General features: G+C 44.5%; 17 protein-coding genes and 2 pseudogenes. 11 read left to right on the top strand and 8 right to left on the bottom strand.

The window, feature by feature from the left end:
- Nucleotides 1-3 precede the first annotated feature (3 nt).
- The 3 genes from EPH95_RS08970 (at nt 4) to EPH95_RS08960 (ending at nt 2,462) form a co-directional block, all read left to right on the top strand.
- Nucleotides 4-1,209 carry an NAD(P)/FAD-dependent oxidoreductase gene (locus EPH95_RS08970; RefSeq protein ID WP_142089247.1) on the top strand — a complete coding sequence of 402 codons (1,206 nt, stop codon included), beginning with the start codon at nt 4-6 and terminating at the stop codon, nt 1,207-1,209.
- 84 nt (nt 1,210-1,293) lie between these two features.
- Entirely contained in the window at nt 1,294-1,620 is a 327-nt protein-coding gene (locus EPH95_RS08965) for a YuiB family protein (protein ID WP_405127439.1), read from the top strand.
- Between the two features lie 221 nt (nt 1,621-1,841).
- The gene (locus EPH95_RS08960; protein ID WP_319592834.1) at nt 1,842-2,462 is read left to right on the top strand and encodes a 3D domain-containing protein; all 621 of its coding nucleotides are present in this window, start codon (nt 1,842-1,844) and stop codon (nt 2,460-2,462) included.
- Nucleotides 2,463-2,624: 162 nt separating this feature from the next.
- Here EPH95_RS08960 and EPH95_RS08955 read toward each other — a convergent pair whose 3' ends face one another.
- Nucleotides 2,625-3,230, bottom strand: a complete 606-nt coding sequence (locus EPH95_RS08955) for a biotin transporter BioY (RefSeq protein WP_142089242.1) — start codon at nt 3,228-3,230, stop codon at nt 2,625-2,627.
- A 118-nt stretch (nt 3,231-3,348) separates the two neighbouring features.
- A complete protein-coding gene (locus EPH95_RS08950) occupies nt 3,349-4,611 on the bottom strand; it encodes an MFS transporter (RefSeq protein ID WP_227004109.1) in 1,263 nt (420 codons plus the stop codon).
- Nucleotides 4,612-4,781: 170 nt separating this feature from the next.
- Between EPH95_RS08950 and EPH95_RS08945 the strand changes: the two genes are divergently transcribed.
- Nucleotides 4,782-5,519: a glycerophosphodiester phosphodiesterase gene (locus tag EPH95_RS08945; protein WP_142089240.1), complete on the top strand. Its 738-nt coding sequence runs from the start codon at nt 4,782-4,784 to the stop codon at nt 5,517-5,519.
- A 78-nt stretch (nt 5,520-5,597) separates the two neighbouring features.
- Nucleotides 5,598-6,071 (top strand): S-ribosylhomocysteine lyase, encoded by a 474-nt coding sequence (locus EPH95_RS08940; protein ID WP_142089238.1) that lies wholly within the window; start codon nt 5,598-5,600, stop codon nt 6,069-6,071.
- Between the two features lie 54 nt (nt 6,072-6,125).
- Here EPH95_RS08940 and EPH95_RS08935 read toward each other — a convergent pair.
- The 4 genes and pseudogenes from EPH95_RS08935 to EPH95_RS08920 all read right to left on the bottom strand — a co-directional run bounded on the left by EPH95_RS08935 (nt 6,126) and on the right by EPH95_RS08920 (nt 10,505).
- Nucleotides 6,126-7,411: pseudogene (locus tag EPH95_RS08935) on the bottom strand (GntP family permease).
- Between the two features lie 31 nt (nt 7,412-7,442).
- Nucleotides 7,443-8,219 carry a 3-hydroxybutyrate dehydrogenase gene (locus tag EPH95_RS08930; protein WP_142091555.1) on the bottom strand — a complete coding sequence of 259 codons (777 nt, stop codon included), beginning with the start codon at nt 8,217-8,219 and terminating at the stop codon, nt 7,443-7,445.
- A gap of 246 nt (nt 8,220-8,465) precedes the next feature.
- On the bottom strand, nt 8,466-9,830 hold the full coding sequence (locus EPH95_RS08925; RefSeq protein WP_142089235.1) for a sigma-54 interaction domain-containing protein: 1,365 nt from the start codon (nt 9,828-9,830) through the stop codon (nt 8,466-8,468).
- A 57-nt stretch (nt 9,831-9,887) separates the two neighbouring features.
- Nucleotides 9,888-10,505 (bottom strand): cysteine hydrolase family protein, encoded by a 618-nt coding sequence (locus EPH95_RS08920; protein WP_142089233.1) that lies wholly within the window; start codon nt 10,503-10,505, stop codon nt 9,888-9,890.
- A 136-nt stretch (nt 10,506-10,641) separates the two neighbouring features.
- Between EPH95_RS08920 and EPH95_RS08915 the strand changes: the two genes are divergently transcribed.
- From EPH95_RS08915 to EPH95_RS08900, 5 genes and pseudogenes are all read left to right on the top strand, one after another.
- Nucleotides 10,642-11,139: an Lrp/AsnC family transcriptional regulator gene (locus tag EPH95_RS08915; RefSeq protein ID WP_405127438.1), complete on the top strand. Its 498-nt coding sequence runs from the start codon at nt 10,642-10,644 to the stop codon at nt 11,137-11,139.
- Complete coding sequence (locus tag EPH95_RS08910) at nt 11,136-12,329, top strand: aminotransferase (protein WP_142089229.1); 1,194 nt, start codon at nt 11,136-11,138, stop codon at nt 12,327-12,329. The genes EPH95_RS08915 and EPH95_RS08910 overlap by 4 nt, the downstream gene beginning before the upstream one ends.
- Before the next feature lie 44 nt (nt 12,330-12,373).
- Complete coding sequence (locus EPH95_RS18800; protein WP_160141699.1) at nt 12,374-12,679, top strand: hypothetical protein; 306 nt, start codon at nt 12,374-12,376, stop codon at nt 12,677-12,679.
- A 575-nt stretch (nt 12,680-13,254) separates the two neighbouring features.
- Nucleotides 13,255-13,764: pseudogene (locus EPH95_RS08905) on the top strand (class I SAM-dependent methyltransferase); the annotation flags it as partial.
- A 32-nt stretch (nt 13,765-13,796) separates the two neighbouring features.
- Entirely contained in the window at nt 13,797-14,744 is a 948-nt protein-coding gene (locus EPH95_RS08900; RefSeq protein WP_160141698.1) for an aminoglycoside phosphotransferase family protein, read from the top strand.
- A gap of 8 nt (nt 14,745-14,752) precedes the next feature.
- Here the strand turns inward: EPH95_RS08900 and EPH95_RS08895 are convergent, their stop codons facing one another.
- Complete coding sequence (locus EPH95_RS08895; protein WP_142089224.1) at nt 14,753-15,637, bottom strand: alpha/beta fold hydrolase; 885 nt, start codon at nt 15,635-15,637, stop codon at nt 14,753-14,755.
- Nucleotides 15,638-15,772: 135 nt separating this feature from the next.
- Between EPH95_RS08895 and EPH95_RS08890 the strand changes: the two genes are divergently transcribed.
- Entirely contained in the window at nt 15,773-16,150 is a 378-nt protein-coding gene (locus EPH95_RS08890; protein WP_142089222.1) for a hotdog family protein, read from the top strand.
- A gap of 54 nt (nt 16,151-16,204) precedes the next feature.
- Here EPH95_RS08890 and EPH95_RS08885 read toward each other — a convergent pair whose 3' ends face one another.
- Nucleotides 16,205-17,170: a siderophore ABC transporter substrate-binding protein gene (locus EPH95_RS08885; RefSeq protein ID WP_142089220.1), complete on the bottom strand. Its 966-nt coding sequence runs from the start codon at nt 17,168-17,170 to the stop codon at nt 16,205-16,207.
- Nucleotides 17,171-17,505 lie beyond the last annotated feature (335 nt).

Genomic DNA, 17,505 nt, shown 5'->3' with positions numbered 1-17,505 from the left:
GAAATGGCCAGAAAACCGCATGTAGTTATTCTTGGAGCAGGATACGGAGGAATGATGACGGCCAATCAATTGCAGAAGAAACTGGGGACAGATCGGGCGAACATTACCCTGGTGAATAAGCATGATTACCATTATCAAACTACATGGCTGCATGAGCCTGCGGCAGGGACCTTGCACCATGATAATGCGCGGGTAGAAATCCGGAAAGTGTTGAATCCGGGAAAGGTCAACATTGTTAAGGATACCGTAGAACAAGTGAAAACAGAAGAGAAGCAAGTCGTTCTTAAAAACGGGGAGGACCTTTCCTATGATTACCTTGTCATAGCTGTCGGGTCAATTGCGGAAACATTTGGTGTCGAAGGGGTGTACGAGCATTCCTATCACAAATGGACTTTGGATGGCGCCCGAGAACTGAAAGATAAAATTGAATTTCAATTTGCGAAACACCGAAATCAAGAAAATCCGGAAGAAGAAGACCTTACCTTTGTCGTTGCCGGAGCCGGCTTTACGGGAATTGAATTCATCGGGGAGTTGACCGAGCGGGTGCCGGAGTTATGCGAACAATATGATGTTCCGCGGGAAAAGGTCCGCATGTACGTGATCGAAGCCGCGCCGACTGCTCTTCCCGGTTTTGATCCAGAACTTGTCGAATATGCCATGAATCTGTTGGAGCACCGGGGCGTGGAATTTAAAATCAACAAGCCGATTAGCGAAGTGCAAGAAGGCAAGGTTATTCTGAAGGATGGGGAAGAGATTTCTGCGAACACGGTCATTTGGGCGACTGGCGTACGCGGCAACCCTATTATCGAAGATGCCGGAATAGAAGCGAACCGAGGACGCGTAAAAGTAGAACCGGATTTACGTGCGCCCGGGCTGGAGGATGTTTTCGTTATTGGAGATTGCTCCCTCATTATTAATGAAGAAACAGAACGTCCGTATCCGCCGACTGCTCAAATCGCTATGCAGCAAGGAACGAAAGCCGGTGAAAATATAACAAATTTAATCATGGGCGGAGCCACTACGAATTTTCAACCGGAAATCCTCGGGACATTGGCATCCCTTGGTGGAAAAGAAGCGATGGGTACAGTGAAAAGCCGAAAGATGTATGGACGCTCCGCGCTGTTTATGAAGCATATGAGCGACAACCGTTATTTGATGAAACTCGGGGGACTATCGCTTATGTTAACAAAAGGGCGAAATCCGCTGTAAAACTCCGAATGTTAACTGCTCACCTCTGGATTGACGCTTGACGGTTCCTTTTGTACACTTGTTTTTGATACGGAGGTGAGCGGCTTGGGAATTACAAGTCTCCCGCAATTAATTATATCGATGATGTTATTTATCATCCTTTTTTTTGGGATTGGATTTTTATTGAATATGGTATTGCGATCCACGTGGATGATGGCTGTGATTTATCCGATAATCGTCATTTGGATTGTAAACCCGGCGAGTTTTACCGAATATTTCACATCGCCGGCTGCCTCCTTTTCGGCAATCGGGCCGAGTTTGGCATCGCTGCAATTGGTTGATGTGCTGATTTTGGGGTCTGGGTTAATAGGAGCGATTATCGCAGGAATTTCCGTACGTATGTTGCGGGTTCGTGGGTATCAAATGTTTTAGGTGAAAAACGTGTTGCGTGCTCAATGATCACGTAGCACGTTTTTTTATGAAACTTGCGGCTGGCTTAGCCGACGTACATTGTTAACCATCTGCGGGGAGATCCTCCTCTTTTGATGGAAGTTTCATTTTATGTATATCTCCCATTCTCTTTGGACATGCTTTCAGAAGCGAAAGAGGGTGAACGCATGTCCAAAAGGCTCAAATTTTATAAAAACGTTCTTATGACAGTGCTATTTATTGCAGCCTTATATGTGACGTGGACAACTTTGAGCCAAGTGCCTGTAAATGAGCTCATAGGTGTTGAAAATGACCGAATAGAAGAAACACGAACAGCTTCCTCTATACATCCTGGTTTAGGTGTTGCCGCGGCAAAAACGATACAAAGAGCGGAAACGGCAAGTGCTTCAATGGGGGAAACAGTTACTGCGCTGGAAAAAGAAATCAATTGGTCCCAGTACCCCGTTGAAACGGTAACAGCGACAGGCTACACAGCTAATGCCGAATCGACCGGAAAAAAACCGGGAGATCCCGCGTACGGGATTACCTATTCAGGGGTCCCGGTTCACCGTAACGTTTATTCTACGATTGCAGCAGACCCCGCCCTATTTCCAATGGGGACGGTTTTATTTATCCCCGGCTATGGCTATGGCGTAGTTACCGATACCGGATCTGCGATACAAGGAGCGAAAATTGATCTGTATTTTGACACCACCGATCAAGTATATAACGAGTGGGGAAAAAAAGACGTAGACGTATACATTGTTCAAAAAGGGAACGGTGAAATCAGCGAAGAGGAACTAGCGGCATTAAATGACCGGGGAGTACATGAAGTCGGCCTATAATGATCGATCATCAGGAAATGAGTGCCCGTCGTGTTTCATGGAGCGATCATGAAGCCCGAAACGCGAAGGTGCGAGCCGATCCGGTCGCCATGAAGTAATATGAATCCTGAAGCACTTGAGGGCCGAGTCACATCTAGTCACTGACGCTCAATTGGTCATATTCTAAGAATCGATCGGTGCCCTCTGACTAGCCATGCTTTTTCCGATTACGGGGCGCTTTACGGATTCGGGAAGGTTGTGCGCAACGACGCCGGCCGCGATTGTGAAAAGGATATCTTTTACAAACAGCGGAAGCATTCCCAGCCAAACAATTCCGTATGTAAATTGTTCGGGAGCATCGAAACCAAGTACATATGCGCCATACACCCAGTTCGTTCCGATTAAATAATTAAATGCCAACCCGGCAAAGCCTGCGAGTACATAAGTAGCCACCCCCGGTTCGCGTGATTTTTCAATGATTTTTCCGACGACAAAAGCAACGACAATAAAGGATAAAATAAAGCCGAATGTCGGTCGAACAAGGATCCCCGGGCCACCTTGGAGTTGCGCAAAAACAGGGGCGCCAAATAGTCCGACAACTGTATAGACCAACATCGCCAACGCGCCTCTTTTGCTGCCGAGCACGGCGCCGGCCAAAACAGCGATGAACGGTTGAAAAGTTAACGGTATTCCTGCAATAACGAGAAACGGAAAAAGAACGGTTATATTTGCTGCCACACTCATTAATGCGACAAACATCGCGATAATGACCAAATCAAACGATTTCATATGTAGATCGATCCCCCATATTCATTGATAACATGATTGTAAACAGCGGCTCATGTTGTGTCAACACAAAAATAAAAAAGGTTGACAATTAGAAAAGGAACCCCGGGGGGTCCCTCGTTTAAACCGTTTGTGTACTTTCGTATTTCTGTTCTTTTGGCCGGGATCTGTGATTGAGCATGATGGTCACGATAATAGCGGTGATAATCAGCAAAAGCCCGGATAAAATGAAAACAGCCGGGATGCCAAACATGCCCGCGATAAACCCGCCGGAAACCGGTCCGATGACATTGCCTAGAAAACGAAAACTTTGATTGTAACCAAGCACTTCCCCTTGCATGGCAACCGGACAGACTTGGCGAATATAAGCGGTGGTGCACGGGATAAGGCCGCCTATCTGTATGCCGTATAGAAACCGAAGCAATACCAATTGCCAGAGTTCGGTAACAAATGCTTGCGGGATGAAAAATAAACCGGAAAGGATAAGCAAAAGCAGCATGATTTTCACATGCCCGACACGATCGCCGATTTGCCCCCACTTGCGAGTGGCCAGCAAGTTTCCGAGCCCTGTTACAGAAAACGCCATCCCTGCCAGAAAAGCCATGTTTTCAGCAGTGGTAAGCTCGCCGACATAAAGGGCCAGCAGTGGTTGGACGCTAAAGTTTACAAGTTGCACGATCAGCGCGACGACCATTACCATAATTAATAGTGGATGGGTGACAATGTGTCGAATGACTTCTTTCCAATTGTAGGAACGTTGTTTTTCATCTTGTTCTTCAAAAATAACTTCTTTTACACCGATAATCACGAGCAAAGTGGCCGCGGCAAGAAGCAAAGCGGTCAAAATAAACGTTAGTTCCATACCGACGGTATCGGCAATCATTCCACCGAATAACGGTCCCATCAGCCCGCCGGAAACCGTGCCCGTTTGTAATGTCCCGAGCGTTTCACCGGCCGTACGTTTATTGCTTTGCGCGGATATAAGCGCCATGGAGGCGGGGATGAATCCGGTGGCCAGCCCCATGAAAGCTCGCAACACGAAAAGGGCACCGACAGTCTCGGCATACCCCATTAGTAAAACAGAAAGGGCAATTCCGAATCCTGTGCCGATGAGAATGCTTTTTCGGCCAAACCGATCTCCGATCCGTCCCCATATAGGGGATACCAGGAATGCAACCAAGAAAGAAACGCCGAAAACAATCCCGGCCCAACGTTGGACCTCAGCGGGGGAATACTGCCCAAAAGATTCGATATACAACGACAAAAACGGCAAAACCATTGTCATGCTCCCGGCAACGAGCATGTTGGCAAACCACATGATCATTAAATTTCTTTTTTCTGTCTGAATACGATCACCTTCAATTGGTTTTCGCCCGGTCGTCATTTATTTCGTCTTCCTAAATATATAGCGAAAAGTACTGCTTCGTCAATGTCGGCCATTTTGCAATTCCGAGCAAAAAACAAGGAAACCACGACTGAATGCAAGGTTGCTCCGCAACACCGAAAATTTCATCTAAATGCTAACGATGAGAGGAATGGAGGACATTGCCCAACATGCGCACAAAACGAAATGCTCTCGTCATCGCCCATCGTGGAGTGACGGGGGTGGATATGGTTGAAAACACCGTAAAAGCTTTTGAAAGAGCCGTTGCGCTTGGGGCTGATTATATTGAAACCGATGTTCGCCGCACGGCGGATGGTCAATTGATTTGTTTTCACGACGGAAAACTTGATGGCAATGCGGTGAAAAAAAGTAATTATAACGCTTTACAACATTATGCAAGAGGGATTGGCTGGGAACTTCCGTTATTGCATGAAGTTCTGTTGCTATGTAAAGGGAATTTAAAACTGGATATTGAAATCAAAACGAAAGGGTTGGAAAAGCAAGTCGTCGATATCGTCGAGGCTACCGGGATGTCGCGAGAAGTCCTTATTACTTCTTTTCATGATATGGTGTTAAAAAAAATAAAACAGCTTGACCCTGAGATTAAAACAGGCCTATTGCTCGGTCGAAGATTACTTCAACAACGATTTCGATTGCATGCCTATATTCAGGATTTTTATCCTGAAGTCAGATTGAAAAATATAGGAGCAGATGCGGTGTGCCCCCATTATTATCTTTTACGGTTCGGGTTTATGAGGCGAATGCATCGCCTTCATCTGCCGATCTATGTTTGGACTGTAAATAAAACGTGGAGAATGGAACGCGTTCTTGAAAAAGGTGCGGACGGGTTAATTACGGATGATGTCGTCAAAGCGATGGAAGCGGTGAAAGGAAAAGCGAACAGCTAAGGGCCAACCGAGGGACGTTGCCAAAGAAATCGCCGGTAAGGTATGATAGAGGTACGAATGAACACGGAGGGATTTTTTATGGAAGCACGTGTTGAAAGTTTCGAACTTGACCATACAAAGGTAAAAGCGCCATATGTGCGCCATGCCGGTACGCAAAAAGTTGGCAGTGACGGGATCGTTCATAAATTCGATCTTCGTTTTGCCCAACCGAACGTGACGAACATGACACCGCCGGTGATTCACACGCTCGAGCATTTGCTTGCATTGAATATACGTGGGTATGCCGAGGCTTATGACCATTTTGAAATCATTGACCTCTCGCCGATGGGATGCCAGACCGGCTTCTATCTAATCGTAAACGGACCGGCGGAAGTTCCCGAGATCATTGATATTTTGGAAAAAACGTTAAAAGCGGGATTGGAATATGATTATGTTCCCGCCGCCACCGAAGAACAATGCGGACAAGCGAAACTCCACGACTTGGAAGAAGCAAAGACATGGATGCGGCAGTGGCTAAAACAAGACCGGGGGGCATTGGAGGAAGTATTTTAATCGGATGCGGATAAGAAAAAGAGACAACGATTGCGCTGTCTCTTTTTTTGTTTATTAATAAATGCCCATTGAAGCTAAGAGGATGGCTACTGCGATAGAGATAATCGGGATAAGCACAGCAACAACAAAAATGTCTTTGTAGCAGTCTTTATGCGTCATTGCTGTCACGGTGAGCAACGTCAAGACCGCTCCATTATGGGGAAGGGCATCCAAACCCCGGAGGAAAGAGATGCAACCCGGTGAAATGCTTCAGGGTCGATTCCGGTTTGTATTGCCAATTCATAATAGGTTGCTCCAAGCGCATCCAATGCAATTCCCAAACCTCCGGAAGCCGAGCCTGTAGATCCTGCCAGTAAATTTACTGCAATTGCTTGAGAAATTAATGGGTTTCCTTCAAGACTGGTTAAATATTCGGTCAGTTGAGTGAAACCTGGAACGGCTTGCACGACAGCGCCAAAGCCGACAGCTGCACTTGTGTTCACAATCGCTGTTACAGACCCGGCGGCGCCACCGTTGATCGATGTTACGAAATCTCTATATTGAGAAAGGTTCAACAATAGAATCAATAGAATCCCGGTAATCAAGGCAACGACGATGTCCCATCCAAATAAATTTAACGTGATTAATACAGTCAGAAGCGGCAGCAAGGACAATACAAAATGTGGTGTTTCTATATCTGATCCTTCAAGCGTGCTTTTATCTCTAGGTTCCGTGAATAGTTCTCCGTTAGCTGTTAACTTCTTCTCGCGACGGCGTAAATAAAAGTACCCGCCAAACGCCATCACTGCGGACGCCGCGATCCCCATGACAGGGGCAGCCATAGCTGTGGTGTTAAAATGGCTCATGGGAATTAAATTTTGGATTTGGGGTGTGCCCGGCAAACCAGTCATTGTAAATGTAAATGCTCCTAAAGCAATGGTGGGCGGGATTAACCGCCTGCTAATGTTTGCTTCGCGAAATAATGTCAAAGCAATCGGATAGGCGGCAAAGACGACAACAAAGAGACTGACTCCCCCATACGTAAGCACTGCACAGGAGACCAAAACACCCAACACGGCTCGTTGTGTGCCGATAACATTTGTGAAAGCCATGGCAACGGCTTTGGCCATTCCAGTGTCTCCCATTAGCTTGCCGAATACCGCTGCAAGCATAAATACGGGGAACCATTCCCCGGCAAAATCTACAAACCCTGCCATATACGTGCCTGTATAGGCATCCAACAAATCCAGCCCGCCGGTTAGAGCAACGACGCCGGCGGCAATAGGTGCAACCCAAATTATGGACCAACCGCGATATGCCAGCACCATTAATACGATAAGACCGAGTATGATCCCGATCATACAAAAAGACCTCCTCTATCTTCGGAATGTTTTATTGAGTTGTGTAACCACCGTCAATCACGACGGCTTGACCGGTGATTCCTTTTGCCTGATCGCTGGCCAAAAACAGCGCGTAATCAGCAACTTCTGTCACCTCTAATAATCGTTTTTGCGGAACAAGGGGATAAATAACTTCTTCGAGTGCTTTATCAAATGACACCCCACGATTTTTCCCCAAATCCTCCAGCTGATTGCGAATCATTGGTGTATCTACGTACCCTGGACAAAGTGCATTCACTGTAATTCCATCTTCCGCTGCTTCCAAACTTGATACTTTCGTTAATCCAATAACACCGTGTTTTGCGCTGTTGTACGCGGCTTTACCGGCAAATCCAATCAATCCGTTAATCGAAGCCATATTAAGAATTCGGCCTGCCCCTTGTTCCTTCATAATCGGCAACACATGTTTAGTGGCTAAAAAGGGAGCGACGAGCATCACTTTGGTAATCATTTCAAACGTATCTGTCGGAAATTCTTCTATAGAAGCGACGTGTTGCATCCCGGCATTATTGATGAATACATCGAGTCTCTGATAATGTTGAACCGTTTTATCAATCGCACCTTTCATTTCCTCTTCTTTTGTGACATCACATTTTATTGCCAAGCAATCGTAACCTTCGTTTTGCAAACGTTCGCCAACAGCTTGAACCTCCGCTTCGTTAATATCGGAAAATACGACTCGTGCCCCTTTTTTGATAAAATGGACACCAATTTCATAGCCAATGCCACTTGCCGCGCCTGTGATAAAAACCACTTTATTTTCGACCATCATCTTGCCTCCAAAAATGTCATATTTCAGCATGTAAAGGCTGCATGCTGCTTTATCTTGTGTTAAATGCATAGAACGTGCCAACATGCGTGGTCGCTTAAACCATTGGCACAATCACGTTTTTTTATAATAAAAAAGTCTTCCTTTCCATTTTTGCGGAAAAGAAGACACAATACCATGTAACCCCTTACAATATTGGGCTGGAAATTCCGGAAAAGCGGAATTGATTTCCGCTTTTCCGGAATTTTATAAGCTGTATTTTTTTATTTTTTCATATAAGGCCGATTTTCCGATACCTAACATGTTTTTAGCTTTATTTTTATCTCCTTGTACCTTTTGCAGTGTAACTTCAATGGTTTGCTTTTCCGTTTCTTCCACAATGTCTTTTAAACTTCTTCTTTCGCTAAGGACGTATGAACTTTGCTTCATCTGTTCAGGGAGGTCGGACAATGTGATGATTTCTGAATTTGTGAGGTATACAGCAGACTCGATCAGATTCTCCAATTCTCTAATATTACCGGGCCACGAATAATGCATGAAGAAGTCAAGGACATCGGATTGGAAATCAATGACTCTTTTTCCTGATCGTCTTGTGATTTTGTAGAGGAGATATTTTGACAATAATCTTATATCTTCAGTTCTTTCCCTTAATGGCGGGATGTGTATAGGGATGACATTGATACGGTAGAATAAGTCCTCTCTAAATAAATTCTCTTCCATACGTTTCTCTAAGGGCTGGTTTGTTGCGGCTACAATTCTTAGATCTACTTTTTGAGATTCCGTTCCGCCTAATGCCTCTACTTTCCCTTCTTGCAATACTCTTAAAAGCTTCACTTGTGTACTCATTGGCATATCCCCGATTTCGTCCAAAAACAGAGTGCCGCCGTCTGCCAATTGAATTTTTCCGATTTTTCCACCTTTTTTAGCGCCGGTGAATGCGCCTTCGTGATATCCGAATAACTCCGCCTCAAATAAATGTTCCGGGATTGTTGCGCAATTAACGACGACAAACGGGTTGGAGTTTCGTTCACTTAAATGGTGGATGCTGTGGGCGAATAGCTCTTTTCCTGTGCCGCTTTCGCCTCGTAATAAAATGGTGACATCACCGGGGGCGACTTTTTTCACTTTGTTCTTAATCTCTATAATGGAAGAAGACTTTCCGATAAGATCGTGAAGCGAGTAGGTGATTCCGTGCTGGTGTTTGAGTTGATTACGGTAATATTCAAGCTCCAACATTACATTTTTGATATGGCTGTTCATTTCCATCCATTCCTTTGTATCACGATAAAGGACAGTGCCTATCGCGCCTACGATTTCACCGTTTGAATAGACGGGAATTCTGTTCGCGATCATATAATTGCCGCGAATATACTGTAGGTCTGCAATTTCCTCTACCCCTGTGTCAATGACGATGTGCATCCTTGAATTTTCGATTACATCTGCGACATGCATTCCAACAATTTTTTGCTGATCAACATCCAGGAAATTGCAGTAACTCTTATTCATATAAGTAATGAAACCTTGGCGGTCCACAACGACCAGACAATGATAGCCGTTTTCAAAAGCAGCCTCAAAAATTTCATCTCTGTATTCGTTATTTAAAAACTGCATGACAACCACCTTTCTTTTTCATCATATCTTGTACGGCTAGGATATGCCAAATGCTTTTCACGTTTCCTCGTAATACGCCTGAGCCTCGGTAATGACATTGCGCATGGATAATTCAGTGGCAGGAGTGGTCGTCACTTTTAAAACTTTTTCCATTATTTGAATGGCTTTCTCACTTTCCTGTTGATGAGCCGAAGCGATGCAATCACGAGGGACGATTGTTTTATAGCCTCGCATATAGGCATCGTTTGCCGTGAAATGGACACACATGTTGCCGGACGCCCCGGTTAAAATCAACGTGCGCACGTTCAGGTAGCGCAACAGAAGGTCGAGCGGGGTATAAAAAAAACCGGAAAACTGTGGCTTTAACACAAAATAATCCTCATCCGCCGGCGGGAGCATGCGTGCAATCTCTTGTCCGCGGACGTTTTCGGAGAGGCAATGGTTAACAAGTTCCCGGAAATCACTTTGCCAATAACCATAATTGTCGTTGACGTAAATGACCGGGATGTGAAACGATCTTGCCCATGCTTTTAATGAGGAAATTTGTTCGGCAGCAGCTCGCATAGGTTTATATAATTTTTCCCCATCTTCAAATTCCAAGTCGTTAATCATATCAATAATGAGTAATGCAACGGTCGGTTCCTTATGGTAATAGCTGATAAATCCTTTCATCATTTCACACTTTCAAAAAATAGTCAGAAGAATAATCGAAATTTATGATAAAATGTTTATAATCGTCGTTTTTGGCACATGTTGCACGATCTTACGATACGATGTATATATAGGCATTTTCATCAATGGAGGAATGGCAGTGACAAAAGATAAAGAACTGGAGCTCATCCGTATCCTCGAGCATCATGGACGCATAGGAACGGATGTACTTGCAAAGATGTTGGACGAAAACGAAGATAATGTAAACGCATGTATGAAGAAACTTGAAGATGAAAAGGTTATTTTGAGTTATGCAGCATTAATTGATTGGACTAAAGTCACCACGGAAGATCACATTGCCGCCATGATCGATGTAAAAGTTACCCCTCAGCGCGAGGTTGGTTTTGATGAAGTGGCTGCACGTATTCAGCGTTTCCCGGAAGTGACCGCTCTATACTTGATGTCGGGGACATATGATCTTTCCGTCATGGTTGAAGGGCAGACAATGGAGGGAGTTGCCCGTTTTGTGTCCAGTAAATTATCCACATTGGACGCGGTATTATCAACGACCACGCATTTTCGATTGAAAAAATATAAGCACGACGGTGTTGTTTTTAATCAAGATGAAAAAGACCGCCGTATGGTGGTGTCACCATGAGTCAAAACACAGTGCAACCGAAAACGAAAAATAAACGGCTTTCACGGGCGGTTTCTAACATTGAACCTTCAGGCATCCGGCGTTTTTTTGATTTGGCCGCAAACATGGAAGATTGCATCTCCCTAGGGGTCGGCGAACCTGATTTTGTAACCCCGTGGAATGTGCGGGAAGCGTCTATGGCAGCCTTGGAGCAAGGGTATACCTCCTACACGTCGAATGCGGGAATGTTTGAATTGCGTACCGCCATTAGCGAATATATGCTTGACCGTTTTGACGTGGGCTATGATCCGGAAGAGGAAGTTATTGTCACGGTTGGAGCCAGTGAAGCGATTGACCTTGCCGTACGAGCAACCATTGATCCGGGTGATGAAGTGTTGGTGGCAACCCCTGCATTCGTTTCGTATGAACCGTTGGTTACACTTTCGGGAGCAGTGCCCGTGCCGGTTGCGGCTGATGCTTCTACTGATTTTAAACTGACAAAAGAACGTTTGGAAGCAGCAATCACCGATCGAAGCCGCGCAATCATCCTATCTTTTCCAAACAATCCAACGGGAGCGGTCATGAACGATGTTGAGCTTCAGGCCATTGCAGAGGTAGCGGAAGCCCATGATTTGCTCGTTTTCTCCGATGAAATTTACGCGGAACTTAGTTATGACACGGAGCATACGGCCTTCTCGACACTTGAGCATATGCGGGACCGAACCGTGTTAATTTCCGGTTTTTCCAAAGCATTTGCCATGACGGGTTGGCGGCTGGGATTTGTTTGCGCTCCCCCCGATATTACGCAAGCGATGCTAAAAATTCACCAATATTCACTCATGTGTGCGCCCACACAGGCCCAGCATGGAGCATTGGAAGCATTGCGAAACGGGAGAGGCATCGTGGAAAAAATGACGAACAGTTATCGCGCCCGCCGCAATTACATTGTGCACGCGTTGAACGAGGCAGGGCTTTCATGCCGTTTTCCCGGTGGTTCTTTTTATGCGTTTCCATCGGTAGAAGTGACGGGTATGGATGATGAAACATTCGCCGAACAATTGCTGAAAGAGGAAAAAGTGGCGGTTGTGCCGGGATCGGTATTCGGCAAGGGCGGCGAAGGCCATGTTCGTTGTTCTTACGCAACGTCTATGGACGCCCTGCAAATAGCAACCGCCCGCATTGAAGCTTTCGTCCATCGGCATGCCCAATAATGTAGGGAGGGGAGCATATCAATGATATGTTCTCCTTTGTCTTTATGTCCCGGGAGTTAGTAGAAAGTACGATTGCGATGCTTGTAGGTGTTTATGAAAATATAATTAAATCGATCGATGATTTGACCACAAAACAGTGTAAAAATGCATTACTTTTTCTATTTCTTTTTGCCGGGGATGAGGTTGTTGGGTCGAGGTACGATGGAAGGTTCAACGCACCCCGGAACGACCGAAAACGATGGGTAGGGGTACGATGGAAGGTTCAACGCACCCCGGAACGACCGAAATTGTTGGGTAGGGGTACGATGGAAGGTTCAACGCACCCCGGAACGACCGAAATTGTTGGGTAGGGGTACGATAAAAGGCCTAACGCACCCCGAAACGACCGAAATCGTTGGGTAGGGGTACGATAAAAGGTTTAACGCACCCCGGAACGACGGAAGTTGTTGGGTAGGGGTACGATAAAAGGCCTAACGCACCCCGGAACGACCGAAATCGTCGGGTAGGGGTACGATAAAAGGTCTAACGCACCCCGAAACGACCGAAATTGTTGGGTAGGGGTACGATGGAAGGTTCAACGCATCCCGAAACGACCGAAAACGATGGGTAGGGGTACGATGGAAGGTTCAACGCACCCCGGAACGACCGAAATCGTTGGGCAGGGGTACGATAAAAGGTTTAACGCACCCCGGAACGACCGAAATTGTTGGGTAGGGGGTACGATGAAAGGTCTAACGCACCCCGGAACGACCGAAATCGTCGGGTCGGGGTACGATGAAGAAGGTCTGTTCCGTTCCCTTGCTTGCATTGTCATCCCGGCTCAGTTTTGCTCTTTTTTAAGCCGATGTTACCCTCTCTTCGACATATTCGCTTCGCTGTTCCTTCTTTCCATATCAATCTCGGGCATACATCGACTTGCGATCGCAGGCCGGTATTACGAGATAGCAAATCAAATTTTTTAATAGATTATGGGAGTGGTACAGGGCTAATTAGTTTGGCATTATCGGATTTAGTAGATGCTATTTTGTTGGTGGATTCATCAAAACAAATGTTAGAGGTTGCGGAAGTCAAAATTTCTCACAAAGGAATAGCCAACGCAAAAGTACTGCATTCAGATTTTACTGAAGAAACTCCTGAACTTAAGGCAGACATCGTTTTAATGTCACTAGTCCTGCTTCATATGCCGGACACTAAGGTGATTTTACAAAGATTGTTCAACCTTTTAAATGATGGTGGCAAGTTACTGATTGTTGATTTTGACAAAAACGATAAAATAAATCATCCGAAGGTGCATAACGGTTTTTCGCACGAAAGGCTGAAAAAAATATTATCCGAAGTTGGATTTAAATCCATTGAAATGAATACATTTTATCATGGAAAGCGTATTTTTATGAATCAAGATGCCTCAATGTTTATTTCCAGTAGTTTAAAGTGATTATCTTAATAAGGCTCATGGGAGAAAAAACGATGGATAACCAACGTGAACTTGTTCCGGAATTTGTGCAACAAAAAGCGAGAAGCTTGGGTGATGAAGGTGAAAAATGGTTACATGATTTAAAGGATACGCTCCAAGATTTACAACAGAAATGGGACATACAAATAGAAAAAACACTTGAAGGTGGATCGGAAGCTTTTGTGACTACTGTTGTAACGCAAGATGGAGATAACGCCATCCTAAAGGTTATGATGCCTCAAATGGAGGGAAACTCAGTAATTGAGCAAGAAGTTGAAGCTTTACGGATTGTAAATGGGGATGGTTATGTACGGTTGTTAAATGAAGATATGCGTCAAAGAGCTATTTTATTAGAACGATTGGGTCCGCCTTTGTCTCAACTAGAGTACTCCACCCAGGAAGAAATTGAAATACTCTGTTCGACGCTTAGACATTCATGGAAACCCATAAAACAACCCCATCATTTACAATCGATGCATGGTCTTATTGAATGGTTCAAAAATTTTATTCCGAAGCTCTGGAACGATCTTGGAAAGCCGTGTTCCAAGACAGTCATCGATCATTCGATCACCTTTTTGGAATCTCGATTAACCAATACAGACTTCTCAAAAGCTGTTTTGGTTCATGGTGATGCTCACAGTGGAAATGCTCTTCAGGATACAACTGAGCCTCAACCTTCATTTAAATTGATTGACCCAGATGGTTTGATAGCGGAACCATCCTATGATCTGGGTATCCTCATGCGTGAGTGGCTCGATGATTTAATGGAAGCGCCTTTAGAAATTGGCAAAAAACGTTGTTCCATGCTTGGAAAATTAACAGGCGTAGACACAAAAGGGATATGGGAATGGGGGTACATTCAGTCGGTCTCTACGGGTTTATTTTTAATAAAAAGTGGCCGAGAGGCCTTCGGTTATAACATGCTTAAGGTAGCAAAAGCATGGAGGGAGTCCAACTCATAGGAGTCCCCCTATTTTGTGCGTCCATTTGAACCGGGTTCATTTAAAAATCGAATGAGCTGATCATTCACAAGTTCGGGTTGTTCTTGATGCACCCAATGCGTGGCTTCTTCTACCCAGATCCCCGATCCGCTCTCTATGAATTTCAGGCTTTCTTTTGCCAATGCTTTGGATAAAAAATGGTCACCGGTTCCCCAAATTATTTTTGTGGGCACATTGATTGGAAAGCTTTTTCTTACACTCAACATGCTAATGGAAATGGCGCGGTACCAATTCAACATGCTCGTTATAGCCTTTGGTTTTTGCCAAGCAGTTTTATAAGCAGCCAAATCATCTTGTGTAAACGTTCCTCGTCGACTGCTGTACTGAATAGCCTGTTTCATTATTTTGAAGTTGTTGTTGCTTAGAATACTTTCCGGAACCTTTGGAAATTGAAAAAAGAGCATGTACGAACTTCTCAGCCACTGTGAAGGAGTCGTTGCCATCACCTTCGGAAAGACACCCGGATGAGGAATGTTAATTACGATCAACTGCCGAACCTTGTGAGGATGCGTGCTTGCCAGGTGCCAAGCTACGGCTCCACCCCAATCATGACCGATGATCGTTGCATGGTCCCGTTGGAAGTAGTTGATGAGGCCGATCACGTCATTTTGCAGTTGATTGATTTCATAAGAACGAATGCCGGCCGGTTTTTGACTTTTGTTATATCCTCGCTGATCGGGAACGACGACTTTGTAACCGGCATTTGCCAAAGGTTGGATTTGCTTTCTCCATCCAAACCAAAATTCAGGAAAGCCATGAAGTAAAATCACCAATTCGCCTTCTTTTGGGCCTGCTGTCGCAACATGAAGCTCTATCCCGTTCGTTTGAACATACAGAAAATCAAGGTTCGTCATTATTGAAAGGCCTCCCCAGTCGTATTGCTTAACAATAGGATACCACATTCTTTTTCCTATCATAGAATTTGATAAAATAAGAGGGAAGGTAATAGTAAAGGGTAGAAAATCACTTCAATGACAGGGGGATTATTAATGAACTTGGAAGTTGGTCAAGTTATTACTTTTGAAAGAACATTCACAAAAGAAGATGTCGAAATGTTCACAAAGGCATCTTTGGATGAAGGGATTCACCATACCACGCCGGATGAATTAGGACGGCTTGTCGTTCAAGGGCTGCTGACAGCTACATTACCGACAAAAGTCGGCGGGGATTATAATGTGATGGCACGCACAATGAATTTTGAGTTCATGAGGCCTGTTTTTACCGGCGATAAAATCGTATGTGATGTGACCATCCAGGGACTTGAAAAGATGAAGGAGAATAGACTTTCTATAAACGCAACGTTTCTATGTACGAATCAAAAGGACAAGCAGGTGTTAAGCGGGAACTTTGCCGGTATTATAAAATAATTACAGCTAAACAAGGATCCCTCGTGATATTTCCGAGGGATCCTTGTTAGCTGCTTAAGATTCTTCAAAACCATCTTCAACTTCGTCAATCATTTGATTCGTGGATTCTAATCCACCATAGCTCAGATACCAATAATCACCAGACATTTGGATAATGTTATCATTTTGAGCAGCAGTAGTTGATTCTACAAGTTCATTATCAAGGATTGCATTTAGGCTTGCTTCTTCGTCGCTTCCGACAGTTGCTCCGCGATCCAATACGAACAGGTTATCTGGGTCAACATCGGCAATATACTCAAAAGAAACATTTTCTCCGTGCGTTTCTGCATCAATATTTTCATCAGCAGGAGTGACATCAAGTTCATCATGGATAATGCCAAAACGGGAACCTGCGCCGTAGGCACTGGCAGAACCATCATCCACAGAAAGAATTAAACCGTCTTGTTCGGATTCATTCACCTGTTCTCCAACTTCGGAGATCCTCGTTTGAATGTCGGCCAGTTGATTTTCTGCTTCCTCCTCAGCGTCAAAGATTTCACCTAATGTTGTGACGTTCTCTTCAAAAGATCCCATGTAATCTTCGTCATCAATGTCCATATAAACGGTTGGGGCAATTTCGCTAAGCTCTTCATAATGGTCGGCGGTCCGGCCTGAAATAAAAATCACATCCGGTTGCATTTCATTAATCAACTCAAAGTTGGGTTCAAATAAATCTCCTACATCCTCGTATTCATCAGTTTCTAATTCAGATAGATATTCCGGAACAGTACCTGCTTTTGGTATGCCGCTAATATTTCCACCTAGTTCACGAATGGAGTCCGTTAAGCCAAAATCAAAGGAAACAACTGTTTCCGGATTTTCCGGAACATTCGTTTCCCCCAAGTCATGTTCAACGGTGATTTCCTCATCTGATGAACTCCCTTCATCCCCCGCTGCTTCATCAGTGTCTCCGCCACCACAAGCGGTAAGAGCAGCAGTGACCGATACACCAGTAAGTATCCCAAGTAGTTGTTTTCTCATGTTTTATAGACCCCTTTTCTAATGTCAATGTAAGTATGGATTAATGAGTGTGGAAGGTTTGACATTGACCTTCTTATTTTAACTAACAATGAAAATCATTATCAATTAACTCGATATTCATTATAAGCATTGATGTTGCAGTCGTCAATCATTATTGAGAACTTTTTTCAATTAGAATATAAAAAGTATGGCTGTGCTTCAATAGAAATGGGCCCATCGATAAAAAAATGGAAAAATGCATAATGCGCCCCGAAACGGAAAGAACACTGATCGGTGGTGCAGTGAAAGAGCCAATTCTTTCTTTTATGTGAAGTTTCTTTTATTTGTACCTCTCG

Origin of the sequence: Salicibibacter halophilus (assembly GCF_006740705.1) — a bacterium.
GTDB lineage: Bacteria > Bacillota > Bacilli > Bacillales > Marinococcaceae > Salicibibacter > Salicibibacter halophilus.
This window is presented reverse-complemented; position numbering and strand designations above follow the sequence as displayed.

Excerpts from the sequence above, each read along its gene's own strand:
- EPH95_RS08970 (WP_142089247.1), top strand. The coding sequence starts at position 4 with ATGGCCAGAAAACCGCATGTAGTTATTCTTGGAGCAGGATACGGAGGA.
- EPH95_RS08960 (WP_319592834.1), top strand. The coding sequence starts at position 1,842 with ATGACAGTGCTATTTATTGCAGCCTTATATGTGACGTGGACAACTTTG.
- EPH95_RS08955 (WP_142089242.1), bottom strand. The coding sequence starts at position 3,230 with ATGAAATCGTTTGATTTGGTCATTATCGCGATGTTTGTCGCATTAATG.
- EPH95_RS08950 (WP_227004109.1), bottom strand. The coding sequence starts at position 4,611 with ATGACGACCGGGCGAAAACCAATTGAAGGTGATCGTATTCAGACAGAA.
- EPH95_RS08945 (WP_142089240.1), top strand. The coding sequence starts at position 4,782 with ATGCGCACAAAACGAAATGCTCTCGTCATCGCCCATCGTGGAGTGACG.
- EPH95_RS08940 (WP_142089238.1), top strand. The coding sequence starts at position 5,598 with ATGGAAGCACGTGTTGAAAGTTTCGAACTTGACCATACAAAGGTAAAA.
- EPH95_RS08930 (WP_142091555.1), bottom strand. The coding sequence starts at position 8,219 with ATGGTCGAAAATAAAGTGGTTTTTATCACAGGCGCGGCAAGTGGCATT.
- EPH95_RS08925 (WP_142089235.1), bottom strand. The coding sequence starts at position 9,830 with ATGCAGTTTTTAAATAACGAATACAGAGATGAAATTTTTGAGGCTGCT.
- EPH95_RS08920 (WP_142089233.1), bottom strand. The coding sequence starts at position 10,505 with ATGATGAAAGGATTTATCAGCTATTACCATAAGGAACCGACCGTTGCA.
- EPH95_RS08910 (WP_142089229.1), top strand. The coding sequence starts at position 11,136 with ATGAGTCAAAACACAGTGCAACCGAAAACGAAAAATAAACGGCTTTCA.
- EPH95_RS18800 (WP_160141699.1), top strand. The coding sequence starts at position 12,374 with ATGTCCCGGGAGTTAGTAGAAAGTACGATTGCGATGCTTGTAGGTGTT.
- EPH95_RS08900 (WP_160141698.1), top strand. The coding sequence starts at position 13,797 with ATGGATAACCAACGTGAACTTGTTCCGGAATTTGTGCAACAAAAAGCG.
- EPH95_RS08895 (WP_142089224.1), bottom strand. The coding sequence starts at position 15,637 with ATGACGAACCTTGATTTTCTGTATGTTCAAACGAACGGGATAGAGCTT.
- EPH95_RS08890 (WP_142089222.1), top strand. The coding sequence starts at position 15,773 with ATGAACTTGGAAGTTGGTCAAGTTATTACTTTTGAAAGAACATTCACA.
- EPH95_RS08885 (WP_142089220.1), bottom strand. The coding sequence starts at position 17,170 with ATGAGAAAACAACTACTTGGGATACTTACTGGTGTATCGGTCACTGCT.